This window comes from Heliomicrobium modesticaldum Ice1 (genome assembly GCF_000019165.1).
Lineage (GTDB): Bacteria > Bacillota > Desulfitobacteriia > Heliobacteriales > Heliobacteriaceae > Heliomicrobium > Heliomicrobium modesticaldum.
Window position 1 is genome coordinate 437,391 of sequence record NC_010337.2, and the last position, 16,418, is coordinate 453,808.

Sequence of the window (16,418 nt, forward strand, 5' to 3'; positions counted from 1 at the left end):
TCTCATATTCCTCCCTTGGACTGATTCGTAGGCAAGACGACGAGGCTTGTGGGGATGTAGCGGATACCAAAGACGCTCGACGGTTGGTTGATCACCTTGCCGTTATAGACCATCGTCGTCGAGGCGCCGCCATCAAGGTTACCGGCTGTTACGGCACCGTATTTGAGCAACAGGTCCTGCAGTTCCCGCAGCGTAGCGCCGATGGAACCGATCTGGCGGCCATCAATGACGACCATGATGATCGAGCCGTCGGACCGCTGGCCGATGCCGGTCCGAGGCGCCACGCCCCAACCGCCGTCGCCGGAGGTGATCGTCGGCCTGCCGTTGACGACGAGGGGCGGGCCGAAGGTGACGACCTCACTGATATCCATGCTGCGCAATTCCCGCGCCGAATAGCGGCCCACGATCATCTGGCCTTTCTTGGTGATGCCGATGATGTTTTCTTTCTGATCCTCATCGATGACAGATATGAATTGGCCCCGGCTGACAGTGATCCCGTCAGGATAGGCGCCGTTTCCCTGGCCGTTCGGGTCGATAAAACCGCCGCCGTTGATAGCCGCTACCGCCCCTTCTCGCCGAGCCATCTCAGGAACGGTCTCCCCGGCTTCTCCCAGCTTCGACGACACGGCCACTTTGATCCGCAGGGGGTCGTGGACGATCATCACCTTGCCGGTGAAGCGATATCCCTGGATATCCTCCACCTCGATGCGGTCATTGCCCTTGTTGTTGGCCTTGGACACCGCGAATCCGCTCAGCGGGGTCGTCCGGATATCCTCTGCCTCCGACGGGCCCAGGATCTCCCTGATGCGTTCGGTCGATAAGAACCACTCGGCCACAAAACCGTGGCGCGACGTCACGATGGAACCGACCACCATCTGCCGCAACGCTGGCATAGGACCATAAAACAGGAGCAACGGTCCCATGATCACGCCCACCAGGAGATTGATGACGATGAAGAGGGCAGTATTTTTGAAAAATGATTTCAACCGGGTCCCCCCCACAAATCACACAGGCGCTTCCACATCTTAGATTATACGTTTCGCCGCTAGGACGGGCAATGGCAAAAATCGTACAGATCCAGCCGCCGATCGGCAAAGACGGTCATCTTCCGGCGAACCCGCTCGACCTTGTCCCTGTCGATCTCCCCCCAAATCCATCCTTCCTCCTCGCCAGCCTCGACGGCGATGACCCCCCACGGGTCAATGACCATGGAATGACCGGCGAAAGCCACGCCTTGTTCATCCCTGCCGGTACGGTTGCAGGCGATGACATAACACTGATTTTCGATCGCCCGCGCCTGCAAGAGAATGCGCCAATGGTCGAGGCGGGAGAGAGGCCACTGGGCGGGGATGAAAAGGATCTCGCATCCGGCCAGCACGGTCTTGCGGATCCACTCCGGAAACCGCAAGTCATAGCAGATCACAGCGCCGCAGGGAACGGCGCCAATGCAAAAGTTGCCGGTGGAGGAACCTGCAGCCAGGTGGCGTTCCTCCCCCATCATGCCGAAGAGGTGAACTTTCTCGTAGGAGAGGATCCGCTCCCCTTCCGGGGTATAGGCATAAAGGGTATTGGCGTAACGTCCATTTGCGCCGACGGGGGAGGAACCGCCGACGATCGTCGCCCCCGTCTCCTTGGCCCAACAGGCAAGCAGAGCGCCGAATGATTCGCCGTCATCAGCCAGCGCGGCCAAGTTGACCCAATCATAACCTGTCGTCCACATCTCTGGAAGAACCAGCACATCCGGACACGCTTCTCGGGCCTCTGCCATATACCGCGCTACCGTCTCTACATTCGCCTTCCGATCGCCGCTGCATACGTTAAACTGTAAAAGTCCGACTTTCAACTGACATCCTCCCAATAATTCACAATATCCACAATTTTATCAACAGTTTTTTCCAACAGATCCGTCTGCTGGCAGGTGACCAAGGGATCGCATGACGAAAGGCGCTGCAATTTTTACTTTTTTTGGAATTTATATGCCCTTCTGTCCACCCTTATACCAAGAGGGCACTTTTTATACCGAGACCGTCGTCGGCACCGGCGAAGCCACACCCTTTGGCCATCCTCGAAAGCAGCACTGTCAATACGGGAGTGCCGGCGACAGAACCGATAAAAGTGACAATCGGCAGTCGCAGATCCCAGGTAAGACCGAGCATAACATGAATAGTCTAGCACTCGATTCCGCCGACAACAAGAGAATTCCTTCATAAGCGGCTGTTCAGGCGGATCCCTTTGCTGTACGGGAGCAGCCTGCTGAGAAAAAAAGAAGCCGATCCTTTCTTCGGATCGGCTCCCCGCTGTCGTTGCGGTTATCAGGCCTGTTGTATCAGGCCGTCATAGTGCCTTCTTTGATGAACTTGGCGTGCCAGGAGAGGGCTTTCTCAATCACGTGGGGCGTATGGCCGCCGCGCTGAAGCGCCTCTTCGTAGTAGGCCATCAGTTGAGGCTTGTACACGGGGTGGGCGCAGTTTTCGATGATCTTCAGTGCGCGCTCGCGGGGGCTGAGGCCGCGCAGGTCGGCCAGGCCTTGCTCAGTGACGATGACATCGACGTCATGCTCTGTGTGGTCACAATGGGAGACCATGGGCACAATGCTGGAAATCTTGCCATCTTTGGCGGTGGACTTGGTGCAGAAGAAGGTCAGGCGGGCGTTGCGGGCGAAGTCGCCGGAACCGCCGATGCCGTTCATCATCTGGGTGCCCATGATGTGGGTCGAGTTGACGTTGCCGTAGATGTCGACCTCAATAGCCGTGTTGATGGCGATCAGGCCGAGGCGGCGGGCGATCTCAGGGTTGTTGGACAGTTCCTGCGGCCGCAGGACCAGGCGGTCACGGTACTTCTCTAGATTTTCCAACACCTCATCATGCTTAGCCGGTGAGATAGTGAGGGAGCAGCCGGAAGCCACCTTGATCTTGCCGGCGTCCATCAATTCGAAGACAGCGTCCTGGAGTACTTCCGAGTAGACTTCCAGGTCGGTGAAATCAGTGTCGAGAAAACCGTAGAAGACAGCGTTGGCGACAGAGCCGACGCCGGACTGAAGAGGTGCCAGGTTGGGGCCAAGGCGGCCGGCTTCCACTTCTTGACGCAGGAAATTGATCAGATGGCTGGCCATGGTGGCCGTCTCTTCATCAGCCGGCGCCATGGCGGCGTTCACGTCAGGCTGATTGGTGACGACGATAGCCTTGATCTTATCGGGTTCGACGGCGAGGGTAGTCGTGCCGATGCGATCACCAGGGTGTTTCAAGGGAATCGGTTCGCGCTCGCCATGGGGCGCCGGCATATAGATGTCGTGGATGCCTTCCAGGGCCAGCGGCTGGGCCAGGTTCAGTTCTACAATGATGGTGTGCGCCATTTGGGCGAAGATGGGGCTGTTGCCGACGGCGGTGCTGAGGACCAGGTGGCCTTCTTCGGTGATGGCAACAGCCTCGATGATCGCCACATCCACAGGCGGCAGCGCGCCGGAGCGCAAGAGTTCAGCCGTATGAGAGAGGTGCTGATCCATGTAGTGGACCTTGCCGGCATTGAGGTTCTTGCGCATCCCTTTGTCAGACTGATAGGGCAGGCGCATATTGACGATGCCGGCGTCAGACAGCAGACTGTCCACTTTCGAGCTGATGGACGCGCCGGTGAAGAGGTTGATTTTGAAAGGCTTGCCTTCCTTTTTTACGCGCTCAACCAGGGCGACAGGAACCGCCTTGGCGTCGCCGGCCGGCGTGAAACCGCTGAATCCGAGTGTCATGCCGTCTTCGATCAGCATGGCGGCTTCTTCGGCAGACATAATCCGATCTTTAAAAGACTCGTTTCGCAAGCGCTGCGAGAGCATCACTCCGAACCCCCCATAATACATCGTAGTATGGTACAATGATCAGACCACTAGGGTACTTTAACTGTAGCATAGGCGCTTGTGAATTTCAACACTTATTCACCGTTCTGAAAATAGTCGAATAAATGCGAAAAGAAGTGAAATAACGAACAAAAACCCCTTCGCCCTTTTACCCGTGCGAAGGGGTAGGTTCAAGCCTAAACGGAAAAGCAGCAGGACCTTCTTCGCATTCTCCTTTTGCATACCTTCGGAAGATGACGGTCGCAGCCACGGTGTATATCGGCCTGATTGGGCTCATGGGAACGCTGGGCGTGCAACAACTGCTCGATCTGATCCTGTAGCCAGTGGAACCGGCAATAGGCTCGCTGAATCATGCAGGCCCTATTTTATCGTGCAAGCCCAGCTTGTGACGGATATTTCTTAATAATGCCTGACTAGGCGCTTGATCTGCGAATGTTTCTGGGGTATACTATGATCGTCAGGTAAAAATAAATGGTTTTTCAAAGGGGAGTAGCTTCCTACTGGTCGGTCAACAACCGGTTGTAAAACCTGGCCGCCAGGGCGTGCTTCGCTAGCAAGACCTTTGATTCAAAGTCTAACGCTTTGAGTCAAAGGTCTTTTTATATAAAACGACAATCTGCTTTGGAAAGGAGTGCCTCCCTTGGAATTGCTCAGCCAACTCAGCGGCATCACGCTTAGCGACTTTTCTGACCCCGCCTTCTGGATGGCCGTCGGCAGCATCATTCTCGTCGACCTGATCCTCAGCGGCGACAACGCCATCCTGATCGCCATGGCCTGCCGCAACCTGCCGCCGGAACTGCGCACGAAAGGCATCGTCTGGGGGACAGCTGGCGCCATCGGCCTGCGGATGATCCTCGGCGCCCTGATCATCTACCTCCTGAAGGTGCCCCTCCTGCAAGCCGCCGGCGCGCTCCTGCTCATCTGGATCGCCATCAAGCTCCTGATCCAGGAGAACGACCACGGCGACGTGGCCGGTCCGGAGCGCCTCTGGCAAGCCGTCAAGACGATCATCATCGCCGACGCAGTCATGTCCCTCGACAACGTCCTCGCCGTCGCTGGCGTCTCTCACGGCAAACCGGGCCTGCTCTGGTTCGGTCTCCTTGTCAGCATCCCCCTCGTCGTCTACGGCAGCCGCCTCTTCCTCACCCTGATCGACCGCTTCCCCCTGATCCTCTACGGCGGCTCCGGCATCCTGGCCTGGTCGGCCGGTAAAATGCTGATCCATGACCCGCTGGTCTTCGCTTTCCTGAAAAAAGCCAGCCTGTCGCCCCTTTTGCTGGAGGAAAAGCTGGTCGCCGCCGTCGTCACGGCGATTGTCCTGGGGCTCGGCTGGTATCTCAATGAGCGTCAAAAGAAAAAAACGGCTCTAGAAGAAGCCTAGAGACCCTTTCCCAGCAGCTTGATGATCAACTGGGTCAACTCCTGTTCCTTGCTCAACAGCAGTCCTTGTCCGGGTCTTCCCTGGCCAGCCTGTTTAGCACCCACCCACCGATTCCGGAGCGGGTGCGGAGGTTGGCAGGCTAGCAATCGCTGTGGTGGTGGGAGACGTTGACCGTATTCGCCGCAATCGATGACGTTATCGAGAAAGCGCACGGCGATCCGGGCAGTCGATGCGAGGGCGTCGTAGTCAAAGCGGCGCGCCTCTCCATCACCGATGATAAAGGCGGTTGTAAAAGCGGGCTACAGAAGAGACGATGGCCAACCCGGCGGCGATGGCGACGGCGATCAGGCCTGCCTGCGTGGCCAGGGCGATCCCCCGCGTATATTCACCCTGCAAAAGGACGCCCATCGATTCATATATGATCAGGCCGGGAACGAGGGGAATAAAACTGGCGACTACATAGACGATGACAGGCATCTTTTGCCACCGCGCCAGCGCCTCGGCCAGCACCGCGATGGCGACAGCGCCGAGAAAGGACCCCATGACGGGAGACTGGCCCTGGGCGTTGACGCCGAGATAGATCGACCGGCCGACAACGCCGAGGATCCCGGCGGGGAGCAAAGTGCAGGTCGGCAGTTGCTGAAGCACCCCGAAGGCGGCCGTCACGATAAAGGACAGGGCTAGATCGAGCAAGAGGGCCATCAAAAACCGCCTCCCCAGAAGGCCAGCACGAAGCCGCTGCCGCCGGCCAACGCCCCGGCCACGAGCAGCGCGTCGAGCCCCCGCACCGCCCCGGAGACCAGGTCGCCGGCGATCAGATCGCGGACGGCATTGGTGAAGGTCACGCCCGGCACCAGCAGGTAGAGGGTGCCCAGGATGATTTTGTCGGGATGCAACAGCCCTGCTTGTCCCCCGGCCAGGCGGACCGACTCTGAGAGCAGCAAGGCGATCACGGCGGCAATGGCGCCGCCGGCAAATTCCTTGATAAAGTGGGTTGTTTGCAAGACCGTCAACCGGTCCAACAGACCCATGGTGACGGCGCCGACGAGGGCAGCCGGAAAGAGGTCGGCGAGAGATCCCCCGAGCAGCAACGTCGCCGCGGCAGCGCCGACGGCCGACGCCAACAATGTGCGCCCATGGTTATGGGTTACCTCGCGACGGATGGCCGCCAGTTCCTGCATCCCTTCGTCCACCGCCATCCGCCCGGCGGCGAAACGGCGGGAGAAGTCGTTGACCCCGGCGATCTTGCTGAGGTCGATCGTCCTTTGGGGAATTCGCCGTACCAGCGACAGGGGCGGATCACCGCCTGCGCCGTCGACAGACAGAAAAATACCCGTCGGGGTGACAAAGGCTTCAGCGCCGGACAATCCCCCGGCCTGGCAGATCCGCCGGATCGTGTCCTCGACACGATAGGTCTCCCCACCGTTGACAAGCATGATTTCCCCGGCATCCATGGCCAGGCGGAGCACATCATGACGTTCCATCTTCTCCCTCCAGGTTTTATTGTACCCTCCCGGACAAAGAAATGCCAAGTGCCGCAAACCGCCCGGCGGTTTTTAGCCCTTGGCATTTTTCAAACGATTTTTTTCATAGACTGTCCGACTGAATCCTATTCATCCTGTTGCTGCCTGTACTTTGCCAATTCCAACTTCACCGTGGCTTGGCAGGTGAGCCAGCGTTCGTGAAAACCGAGCAGCCACTGGTTGTACTGGGAGCGGCTGTGTTCCCATTGCTGATAGATGATCGTCGACGCCTCCTGAAAGGCCTGACCCCGTTCGAACTCCATGTTCTTGCTTGCCTTTTTGGCCATATCCTGCATGGCGTCGACCATCTTGCTGATGCAGCGTTCCATGCGCTCATAGTGTTCTCGAAGGGTGTTGTTCTCCCGCTTTGTCCAGAGGTAGAGGGCCTGGTAAAAATCCCTGTGGCGGCGACGGTTTTCGAGGATCGTACCTTGGCTGTCATCGTTGCTGTCAGACATGTTGATGGCCAGGAAGGGATCCGCGGGCGTCAGCAACACCCCGTCAGACTCCATCATGGGGCCCAACTGGGCGATGAAGACCTGCCAGCGACGCTCCTGGGACAGCAGCCATTGCTGGTAGGCCTGCTTCGGTTTTTCCCAGCGGGCATACACCTCCAGCAGTCCGTCCTGAAAAGCCCGCGCCCGCGATATCTCCCCGGAGGACCGGGCGTTGTCGTATTGGCTCTTGAACTGGTCGATCACCTGCAGCAGGCAATCGTCCATGGTCTTATACAGCGCAGCCAGGGAGGCGTTATCCTGTTGCAGCCAGTCGTAGAGACCGGACAGGACGATGGCCTCTTCCTCGATCTTGCGGCGGGTCTTTTCGACAGCGAGGTTGGTCCTTTCCTGCTGCCGTCGGAGAAAGTCGGTCAACTCCTCCTGGCGGATCCGGTACTCGCCCGATCCGTCAAGGTCGACCGCCGCCAGATCGCCTGCCAGGACCCAGGCCATCACCCGCTCGCGGGGAACCTTCAAATGATCCGATACGTCGGCAAGCGTCTTCCATTCACCTTTTTGGTTCTCGTCGTCCATCGCCGGTCACAGCCGTTACATCCAGTGCCGGGGAAGCATCAGCGTCTGGCCTGCCCGTAGGGTGTCATCGGTGGAGAGCTTGTTGACGCTGCGCACCACCTCTTCCGGGATACGGTTGCGGCGAGCGATGCTGCTGACGGTGTCGCCGGCGCCGACGACAACGAATCGCCAACCGCCGTCCTTACGATTCCCTTTTGCATCGGACTTTTCGGTCATTGGGTTTTTTGCCGCCGCTGCCGTCTTGTGCAGATCATCGCCGGGACGCTGGATCCGGCGAATGTCACGAGGCTTTGACTCACGTAACGACATCTCCGGCGCGGGATTGACAGCAACGGGGATGTTGGGAAGCGGGCGGGCCAGGCGGCGCACCGCAGGAATCGGCTGGGGCTCTTCCTTGGGACCGATCTTTTTCCCCGGCGCCCCATCGCCCGCCCCCAGCCGGTCTCGGAAGCGTGAGGTGATGCGCGGTGTTCCCGACAGGGATGTCTTTATGGAAAGAGGTTGTGTTATCGGCGGTTCTGCTGGCGTATCCTGAGCGAGTTCAGGGAGGATATCCATCAAGTCCCCAGCGAGAGGAGTGGGAGAAGAGTATTCCGCTATTTCCATCCCCATGGTCGACGTATCCACTTCCGATTCGAGGAACTCGGTCTCGACTTCCTCTGCTTCGAACAGTGGATCTACCTTCTCTACGAGGACCGGCGTCACCGGTTCTGCTGGGACGAGCGGCGCCTCAGCTTCCGCCGTGGAGTCCGTTGCTTCCATTTCCTCCGTAACAGCCGTCCCGGCCTCCTCAGTGACGGACAGCATTTCCGCTTCTGCCTCGACAGGCGTCAGATCCGCTTCCGCCGCGATAGACGGCAAATCCGCTTCCGCCACGATAGACACCAGATCCGCTTCCGCCACGATAGACGGCAGATCCGCGTCCGCCACGATAGACGGCAGATCCGCTTCCGCCACGATAGACGGCAGATCCGCTTCCGACACGATAGACGGCAGATCCGCTTCCGCCACGATAGACGGCAGATCCGCTTCCGCCACGATAGACGGCAGATCCGCTTCCGACACGATAGACGGCAGATCCGCTTCCGCCACGATAGACGGCAGATCCGCTTCCGCCACGATAGACGCTGTCTGAGCCTCTGCCACGATGTCTGGCGCTGCTTCGACCTCATCAAAGGACCCCGCCGGCGTCTCTTCCCACAATGAAGCCGGTTCGCTTTCCTCTTCCGTACCCTCGCTCATCGCGGTTGCCAGCGAGGGATCGGGGTATAGAAACCCTTCCCCGTATTGGGCTGTATAAAGGGTGCTGTCAAGGTAGTCGGCAAATCCTCCGATCAGTTCAGTCGAGTCGCCCTGACCTAAACCCTCTGTTTCCCTTTCCATCGTGATGGCTAACCCTTCGTCCTGGGCAGCCGCCGTTTGATCATGAAAATCCTGAGGCGAATCAGCCTCCGGCAAGGGATATTCGGACACACCGTCAAAACCGGGCGGCGCCGGGTATTCGGTCCATTCCCTGTGACCGGGGTCTGCCTGGAACTCCCGTTCATGTTCCGCCGGATCATAGCCGATATCCCCAAAGCGCTGCAATGGGATAGGGCTTAACTCAGGAATGGGCGCGCCTCCCAACATCTCCTCCATATCATGGGGCCAGAGCGCTTGGATGCCTGATAGAGGCCCGAAAGGTTCTGATTGATCCAACGTGACTGTCGCCTCCTGCAACGCGGAGTCCACCTCATCCTGAGCCAAACTCATGCCATCTGACACTACGCCGGCTGCAAACACATCGTCTGTGTCTCCCTCGCCTACAACGTCATCGTGTACAGTACCGTCGTTAACAGTCCCATTGGCAACAGCGCCGTAGCCAATAGCCATATTGCCAACAGTGACGCCGCCCTCCCTTGCAACCCCATGGATGGCTGACTCCGTATCGCTCGTCGCAGCGATCTCTTCTTTCGCCTGAGCATCCGGTTCCAGATCAGCGCTTCGTCCCAAGGGGATTGGCTCAATCGCCCCGAATCCGCTCTGAAGACCCTCCTCTTCCGCCGGCACTTCTCCGAAAGCAAGTTCGGCCTCCGCTCCCAGCGACTGCGACAGCGGCAGCCAAGCCGGCCCGTAGATGGCCCAGTTCGATCCGTTGAGGGTCAGACGGGGCTCCCCAAGCCAGAGGATCCCGTCGCTGAAGGTCGTCACTTTTTCCAAAATCCCCATCGGATCCCCTTCATCAGAAAGATAGGCCAGTTGGGTGCGAAGCTCTGTGGTCGCCTCCCTATCGCCGTGGTCGGCCCGCCAAGCGATGGCGACGACCCTTGCCTCCTCAGGAAGCCCTTCCCCTTCGATCCGGACCGTCTGTTCCATCCAGCGGATGTTGCGGCTGCCGGGAACCTCCTCAGTCACCAGCCCCACCGAAAGGAGCAGGTCAACCTTGAGCCGTTCCTCGCTCCAATAGGGATGGATGTAGAGAATGGACAGGGCGGAAGCCTCCTGCAACCGGTAGGTGTCTCCATCATCACCCTTGTGCTCGTCCTCCGGACCCGGCATCTGGACCACCAGTATCTGCTCCTGACGGAACATTTTCGGCCCCGGCGGAATTTCCTGCTCGATCAGGGACAAGCTCTCCGGGCAGTCGCCTGACCTTTCTCCCTTGCCATTGCAGGCGCCTCGGCAGCCTGCGCCTGCGTCGCTTCTGCGACCGGCCCCCTCCACGGCAGGCTCCATGATGGCGCGCACCTGGAGGCGGATGTTGGCCCGCACCTCATCGTCCATTCGCGTCACATGGAGGAGTTCCATTTCCGCGTCGACACTTCCCACCTGCTCCCGGTCCCGGTCCGGACATCCGAGATCGAGGGAGATAAGATATAGCTCAACGCCCGATTGTCCCCATTCCCCATTTCCGGAACCGATGATCCTCTCCAGGGTCAATGTTGTTCCCTCCCAACCTTCGTCTTCCGGCGATAATCCACTTAGACCAGGCGCGCAAACACCTCCCCGGTGGACAACGCGGCCTGGCGCCAACTGAAACAGGCCGCCCGGCGCAAACCCCGCTCCCCCAGTTCTGCCGCCAACGCCGGGTCAGTCAACAGCGCAAACAGGAGTTCCTCCAATTGACCGGCCCGAACCGGTGAAAACAGCAAAGCGCCGTCACCGGCGACCTCTGGCAGGGATGCCACGTTGGCCACCAGCGTCGGTGTTCCACAGGCCATGGCCTCCACCGGCGGAAGCCCGAACCCCTCATATAGGGAAGGGTAGACGAATACGCTTGCCCCGTTGTAAATCCAGGGCAGATCGTCCACCCCCACAAAACCGATAAAATGAACGTGCTCCTGCAACCCCCGGCTTGTGACCATGATCTCGATATCGTTGAACTCCTTCGACTGTTTCCCAGGCAGGACAAGACAGTAATCCTCCGGCAGTTGGCGACGAACCTGATGAAAAGCGTGGATCAGAAGCCGCAGGTTCTTGCGGGGTGAAAAGCCGCCCACATAGAGCACATAAGGGCGAGAGACGCCGTATTTTTCCTGCATGAACGCCCTTGCACGCGCTTTATCGAGAGGGCGGTAGATGGGTTCGGCTGCCTCATAGATGACGGTGATCTTTTCTTCGGGCACCCCGGCGATCTGCATCAGGTCGCAGGCGGTGCAGCGAGAGGGGGCGATGATGTGGTCGACCCTTTCCAAAATGCGCGGCATTTCTTCGAGAAAAATCCTCAAGTACCCCCTGCCGACCGTCTCAGGGCAGATGTAAGGGATCAGATCGTGAATGGTGACAACCAGCTTGCAAGCCTTGCTTGCCGGCAAGCCGATGCCGTTTTGCGGCACATGATAGAGATCGATTTTTTCTCGCTGGATGGCCTGGGGAATGTGCACCTCCTCCCAAAAACGCTCCCGGTTTTGCTCGACGAGGCGAAAAACCTCCTCCTGGGTGATGTGAAGTTGTCGATACTCTTCACCGGGCCAAAATAGCCGCAGCCGCTCCGGCGCAGCGGCGTCATACAAGTCGTAAAGATGCCGGCACAACTGGTAGGTGTATGTTCCGATTCCCGTTCCCCGGTACCAGATGGCGGCACGGGCGTCGATTCCGATTCTCACGCTCCACCTCCCCGCCTGCGCTTCGGCCACGGCTCCATTGTCAGCAAAGGGCATCCCCTGTTCATGGTAGGCTCCCATCTCGCCCTGCCCAAAAGCTCTTGTTTCCTTTCGCCTCAAAGACGCCCGGGAAATTCATTTAAAAAGCGACGTCTCTGTTTCTGGTGGTTCAGGAAGCGCTTCAGCCGCTTGATATGGTATTCCGGCGGCTGAGCGAGAGACTCAAAATAGTAGGCGTAGACGTACTGCCAGAAATCGTTTGGAAAGGATAGAAAGGCCACCAACACCTCCCGCTCAGCCTGGGAAAGGGGATAAGCGTCATGATAGGCGGAGAGGAGATTGACCCCCTTCTCGACAGACCAGCGATCCCGTTTCAAGGCCCGGATCAACAAGCTGCCGACGTCGTGGAGCCGCGTATCCATCACGGCGTGATCGAAGTCGAGAAAAAAGATCTGTCCCTCGTCGTCGATGATCACGTTATGGTGAGCCAGGTCATGGTGACAAAGCCCGCCTCCCGCTGCCTCCCTTTCCATCAGCATGCTGTAGGCGGAATGGTCTAGCAGGGCGCAAGCCTCGCGGGCCTCCGCCAACAGGGTGTCCGCATGGGTGAGAAAGAGCCGGTCAAACTCGGTCGAATCATCTGGCTCCTCGCCCCCTGCGTGCACCCGCTGTTCCATCCTTTCCACAGCAACCCGCCGGCAGGCCTCCAACTGGGCCGTCTTTGTCGCGATAATCTGAGGCCACCGCTGCCAGAGACAGCGACCGGCAAACTCGGAGGCGATAAATCCTCGTCCGGCGTAGTGAAACTCCGCTACTGCCGCCGCCGTCGCCGCCAGATCGCGCCAGCGGTCAAAATCGCACTCGCGCCCTTCGACCCAGGCCGAACAGAGCCAATGCTCGCTTCCCACGCTCAAGCAGAGGGCGCCCTGCGGTGTCAGCCGGATAGGGGAAAAGCGACGGAACCCCCGTGCGGCCAGGTGATGCTGCGCCCGGAAGATGAACTGCAGGTCCTCCACAGCATGGGGGAATCTCTTTAAGACCCACACGCCTCCGGTGTCCTCGATCCGATAGGCGCCACGCACCGGTTCGATGCGCCGGGGGCGCATCCGGTAGGCCAGCAGCACCCGCGGGTCGATCCCCATGATTCCATAGACGGTCTTCACTTCCCCGCTACCCCCGTTCCACCGGAAGGGCGGAACGGGGGTTCTCGGCCGCCGTCGACCTGCGTCCATGAAAGAGGCGGGCCGGCCCGTCGTTTTCATCGAGTACGGCAATCAATGAAAAGGGTTGCTGCATGGGAAAACTCTTCAGGCGGCGTGTCCGGAAGGGAGGTCCTGGTTCAGGTTCCCATGCCGCCAACAAGTGCCCGTCGACGATCCGCCCTAGGTGGACCAATTTTTCCCGGAGCGCTTCCGAGCAGGGAGACAGGAGGAGACGAAGCCGGCCTTTCGGCCACCCTTCACCCGGAAGCAATGTGATCTGAACCTCCCCCGGACCAGTCTCGCGCAAAAAAGCTTTCCCGGCCCCTGCGCTACCGTCCAGGGGAAACAGGAGCAAGAGGGTCAACTTCGCCATTACACCCCTCCTCCCGCAGCGCCGCCCCTCCGGCATAACGTGCCTTCTGGCAGAGTCCTCTCCGGCAGAGATGGCCCCCCGGCAAAGGCGTCTCCTCCGGCAGTGTCGCCGCTCTTTACACAGTGACTGGGGTAAAAAAGGCCACACTGCCTTTCTGATACATACGCCCGGCGCCTTTCCCCTATGACTCAACCCTTCAACAAAGGCCGCATCTAGGCAAAAAAACCGGACAAGAAAAAGCGAAGGCTCGGCGCCTCCGCTTCTCCCATCATCTTTTTTCCTTTATGAACCCCTAACTTCCCAAGCAAAGCATTCCGAAACCTTACTTCCCGAGGCTCTCCACATTTTTTCCGGCGTCCGGCACGAAGAGCGGCTCGCCGTATTTATCGACGCCGAAGTTTTTGATCATCTCCTGGCATTCGGCAGAAAGCAGGAAATCGCTGAAGGCTTTGGCGCCGTCCTTATTCACCTTGGGAAATTTCTCGCCATTGATTTCCATGACATGGTAGATATTGAGGAGCGCCGGCTCCTTCTCCAGTACGATATCCAGTTTCAGGTTCTTCTTCTGCGCCAGGTAAGTGGCCCGGTCCGTCAGGGTGTACCCTTGTTTCTCCGAAGCTACGTTCAGCGTCTGTCCCATTCCGGCGCCCGTCTCCTGGTACCAGGCGTTACCCGCCGGGGTGAGGGCCGCTTTCTGCCAGAAGGATTTCTCGATCTTATGAGTTCCCGAGTCGTCGCCGCGAGAGACAAAGAGTTTCCCGGCGCCGGCGATCTTCTTCAACGCTTCCACTGTCGAATGGAGCCCTTTGACACCGGCAGGATCGTCAGGCGGGCCGATAAGGATGAAGTCATTGTGCATGACCAGTTTGCGGTTGACGGCGGCGCCCTTCTCGACGACCTTCTTCTCGGCGTCAGGGGCGTGGACGAGGAGCACATCGGCCTCCCCTTTTTCCCCGTAGGCGAGAGCCTGTCCCGTTCCGACAGAGAGGGGCTTTACCTTGTATCCCGTCTTTTTCTCAAAGGCCGGGATGATCACATCGAGAAGTCCGCTGTCCATGGTGCTCGTCGTCGTAGCCAGGATCAGATCGGTCTGAGCGGGCGCCGGCGTGTTCTGCGCTTGACCGCCACCCGGTTTGGGCGCGGTCCCACAGGCCGAGAGGAGCAGAGAGAGGATAAGAAACAGGACGAGGGCAAGTGTCTTGGGGGCTGTCTTTCGAATCAATCCGGTGACCTCCTTTTTGTACTGGAAGGATATGGCCGGAGACCTTTTTTACTCCCCTTCGCGCAGACAGAGGAGAAAGGTCCCCTCTCCGCCGGCTGCGGCAGGCAGACGGAATCTTCCTTCCGGTGTGGCCACCTCCACCATCTCGCCGGTGCGAGCCACCACCCGGCCCAGCAGGATGCGCCGCTTGCCGACAAAGTCAGCCACCTCGCTGTTGGCGGGCCGCGCCAGCAGTTCCTCCGGCGTCCCGTCCTGGACGACCCGCCCGGCAGACAGCATCACCGCCCGGTCGGCCAGCAGGAAGACCTCTTCCATCACATGGGTGACGACGACAGCGGTGATCCCCTCTTCCTTGATCACGGCGCGCAGTTCCCGGCAGAGGGCTTCCCGCGTCGGCGGGTCGAGGGAGGCGAAGGGTTCGTCCAACAAAAACAGTTCCGGACCGCAAGCTAACGCTCTGGCCAAGGCCACTCGTTGGGCCTCGCCGCCGGAGAGATGGCGCGCCTGCCGCTCCAGGAGTGGTTCTACGCCGAAACGTGCTGCCCAGCGGCGAACGATCGGGTCAATCTCCGAACGCCGGAACTTGCGGATGCGCAACCCTGCAGCGATGTTTTCGTAGACCGTTGTCTGAAAAAGGCAGGGGCTTTGAAAGACCATGGCCATCCGCCGCCGGAGCTCCAGCAGATCGCGCCCGCCAAGCGATTGCCCACGGAAGCAGACCGTGCCGGCTGTCGGCTTTTCCAGCCCGTGCAGGACTTTCAGCAAGGTGCTCTTGCCGGCGCCGTTGGGACCGATAATGGCCGTGATCTCGCCGGCGCGAAAATGCAGTTTATCGATTTGCAGCAGGCTGCGGCGGCTTTTGACCACCTCAACCTTTTCCAAGGCGGCGCAGACCTCCGGGTTCATCCCATTCGCCTCCCCTGTTGAATGACCGTCAGCACCAAGGTTACACCATAGGCAAGAGCGAGCAAAATCAGACTGAGCGCGATGGCCACATCGAGGTTGCCCTTCGAGACCTCCATCACCGTCGCCGTCGTCAAGACCCGTGTCAACCCTTTCACATTGCCGCCTACCATCATAGAGGCGCCCACTTCGGAGACGACGCCGCCGAAGCCGGCGATGACGGCCGCCAGGATCGACAGCCGCGCCTCCTGGATCAAACGCCAGTAAACCTGCCACCGCGTCGCGCCGAGGGAAAGGATCTGCAGGCGCAGGTTCGGATCCAACTGTTCAATGGCAGCAAAGGTGAGGCCCATGACGATGGGCGAGGCAATGACCGCCTGGGCGATGATCATGGCCGCCGGTGTGTAGAGCAGACCCAGCACCCCCAGGGGGCCGCTGCGCCAGAGCATGATCGTCACGAAAAGGCCCACCACGACGGGAGGCAGCCCCATGCCGGTGTTGACAAGGCTGACGACGACCGCCTTGCCCGGAAAGCGGGATTGGGCCAGCAAAACGCCGAGGGGTACACCGATGAGCACGCTGATCAGCGTGGCCAACCCGGAGACACGCAATGTCAGCCAGGTGACCGCCCAGACCTCGGGATCGCCCTGAATCAGAAGCCGGATCGCTTGTCCAACGCCCTCGATGATCAGATCCACAGGCCCACCTCTGCTTTGCGAAGCATATATTATTCATTCTCCGCACGTTGAGAAAATCCTCCCATGACGTTTCTATTGTGACACAGAGAGAGAAAATGTCCAAACCAGACAGGATAGGTAAAAAGCAAGCCCCGTCGATCACACGAATGATTCGGCGGG

General features: G+C 59.3%; 14 protein-coding genes. 1 reads left to right on the top strand and 13 read right to left on the bottom strand.

Features of this window, described 5'->3' with window-relative positions; genetic code table 11:
* Positions 1–2: 2 nt before the first annotated feature.
* The 3 genes from HM1_RS01990 to HM1_RS02000 all read right to left on the bottom strand — a co-directional run bounded on the left by HM1_RS01990 (position 3) and on the right by HM1_RS02000 (position 3,823).
* Complete coding sequence (locus tag HM1_RS01990; RefSeq protein WP_012281584.1) at positions 3–986, bottom strand: phosphodiester glycosidase family protein; 984 nt, start codon at positions 984–986, stop codon at positions 3–5.
* Positions 987–1,045: 59 nt separating this feature from the next.
* Positions 1,046–1,843, bottom strand: coding sequence for a carbon-nitrogen family hydrolase (locus HM1_RS01995; RefSeq protein WP_012281585.1), 798 nt, complete (start codon positions 1,841–1,843; stop codon positions 1,046–1,048).
* A gap of 483 nt (positions 1,844–2,326) precedes the next feature.
* Complete coding sequence (locus tag HM1_RS02000; RefSeq protein ID WP_012281588.1) at positions 2,327–3,823, bottom strand: acetyl-CoA hydrolase/transferase family protein; 1,497 nt, start codon at positions 3,821–3,823, stop codon at positions 2,327–2,329.
* Between the two features lie 661 nt (positions 3,824–4,484).
* Here HM1_RS02000 and HM1_RS02005 point away from each other — a divergent pair.
* Positions 4,485–5,225, top strand: a complete 741-nt coding sequence (locus HM1_RS02005; protein ID WP_236995031.1) for a TerC family protein — start codon at positions 4,485–4,487, stop codon at positions 5,223–5,225.
* A gap of 267 nt (positions 5,226–5,492) precedes the next feature.
* Here the strand turns inward: HM1_RS02005 and HM1_RS02010 are convergent, their stop codons facing one another.
* From HM1_RS02010 to HM1_RS02055, 10 genes are all read right to left on the bottom strand, one after another.
* On the bottom strand, positions 5,493–5,927 hold the full coding sequence (locus HM1_RS02010; RefSeq protein WP_012281590.1) for a threonine/serine exporter family protein: 435 nt from the start codon (positions 5,925–5,927) through the stop codon (positions 5,493–5,495).
* Positions 5,927–6,709 carry a threonine/serine exporter family protein gene (locus HM1_RS02015; RefSeq protein ID WP_012281591.1) on the bottom strand — a complete coding sequence of 261 codons (783 nt, stop codon included), beginning with the start codon at positions 6,707–6,709 and terminating at the stop codon, positions 5,927–5,929. The genes HM1_RS02010 and HM1_RS02015 overlap by 1 nt, the downstream gene beginning before the upstream one ends.
* A gap of 125 nt (positions 6,710–6,834) precedes the next feature.
* A complete protein-coding gene (locus tag HM1_RS02020; protein ID WP_012281592.1) occupies positions 6,835–7,779 on the bottom strand; it encodes a helix-turn-helix domain-containing protein in 945 nt (314 codons plus the stop codon).
* A 15-nt stretch (positions 7,780–7,794) separates the two neighbouring features.
* Complete coding sequence (locus HM1_RS02025; RefSeq protein WP_012281593.1) at positions 7,795–10,698, bottom strand: LysM peptidoglycan-binding domain-containing protein; 2,904 nt, start codon at positions 10,696–10,698, stop codon at positions 7,795–7,797.
* Between the two features lie 41 nt (positions 10,699–10,739).
* A complete protein-coding gene (locus tag HM1_RS02030; protein WP_041314333.1) occupies positions 10,740–11,864 on the bottom strand; it encodes a glycosyltransferase family 4 protein in 1,125 nt (374 codons plus the stop codon).
* Positions 11,865–11,977: 113 nt separating this feature from the next.
* Positions 11,978–13,024 (bottom strand): CotS family spore coat protein, encoded by a 1,047-nt coding sequence (locus tag HM1_RS02035; protein ID WP_012281595.1) that lies wholly within the window; start codon positions 13,022–13,024, stop codon positions 11,978–11,980.
* Between the two features lie 7 nt (positions 13,025–13,031).
* Entirely contained in the window at positions 13,032–13,436 is a 405-nt protein-coding gene (locus HM1_RS15670; RefSeq protein WP_041313109.1) for a hypothetical protein, read from the bottom strand.
* A 322-nt stretch (positions 13,437–13,758) separates the two neighbouring features.
* Positions 13,759–14,658, bottom strand: coding sequence for an ABC transporter substrate-binding protein (locus tag HM1_RS02045; RefSeq protein WP_012281597.1), 900 nt, complete (start codon positions 14,656–14,658; stop codon positions 13,759–13,761).
* Between the two features lie 48 nt (positions 14,659–14,706).
* Positions 14,707–15,564 carry an ABC transporter ATP-binding protein gene (locus tag HM1_RS02050; RefSeq protein WP_012281598.1) on the bottom strand — a complete coding sequence of 286 codons (858 nt, stop codon included), beginning with the start codon at positions 15,562–15,564 and terminating at the stop codon, positions 14,707–14,709.
* Entirely contained in the window at positions 15,561–16,259 is a 699-nt protein-coding gene (locus HM1_RS02055) for an ABC transporter permease (RefSeq protein WP_012281599.1), read from the bottom strand. Before HM1_RS02055 ends, HM1_RS02050 begins: the two co-directional genes overlap by 4 nt.
* Positions 16,260–16,418: the final 159 nt, after the last annotated feature.

What these genes read in the sequence shown, in the direction of transcription:
- HM1_RS02020 (WP_012281592.1), bottom strand. Translation starts at nt 7,779, where the DNA reads ATGGACGACGAGAACCAAAAAGGTGAATGGAAGACGCTTGCCGACGTA.
- HM1_RS02050 (WP_012281598.1), bottom strand. Translation starts at nt 15,564, where the DNA reads ATGAACCCGGAGGTCTGCGCCGCCTTGGAAAAGGTTGAGGTGGTCAAA.
- HM1_RS02000 (WP_012281588.1), bottom strand. Translation starts at nt 3,823, where the DNA reads ATGCTCTCGCAGCGCTTGCGAAACGAGTCTTTTAAAGATCGGATTATG.
- HM1_RS02015 (WP_012281591.1), bottom strand. Translation starts at nt 6,709, where the DNA reads ATGGAACGTCATGATGTGCTCCGCCTGGCCATGGATGCCGGGGAAATC.
- HM1_RS02010 (WP_012281590.1), bottom strand. Translation starts at nt 5,927, where the DNA reads ATGGCCCTCTTGCTCGATCTAGCCCTGTCCTTTATCGTGACGGCCGCC.
- HM1_RS15670 (WP_041313109.1), bottom strand. Translation starts at nt 13,436, where the DNA reads ATGGCGAAGTTGACCCTCTTGCTCCTGTTTCCCCTGGACGGTAGCGCA.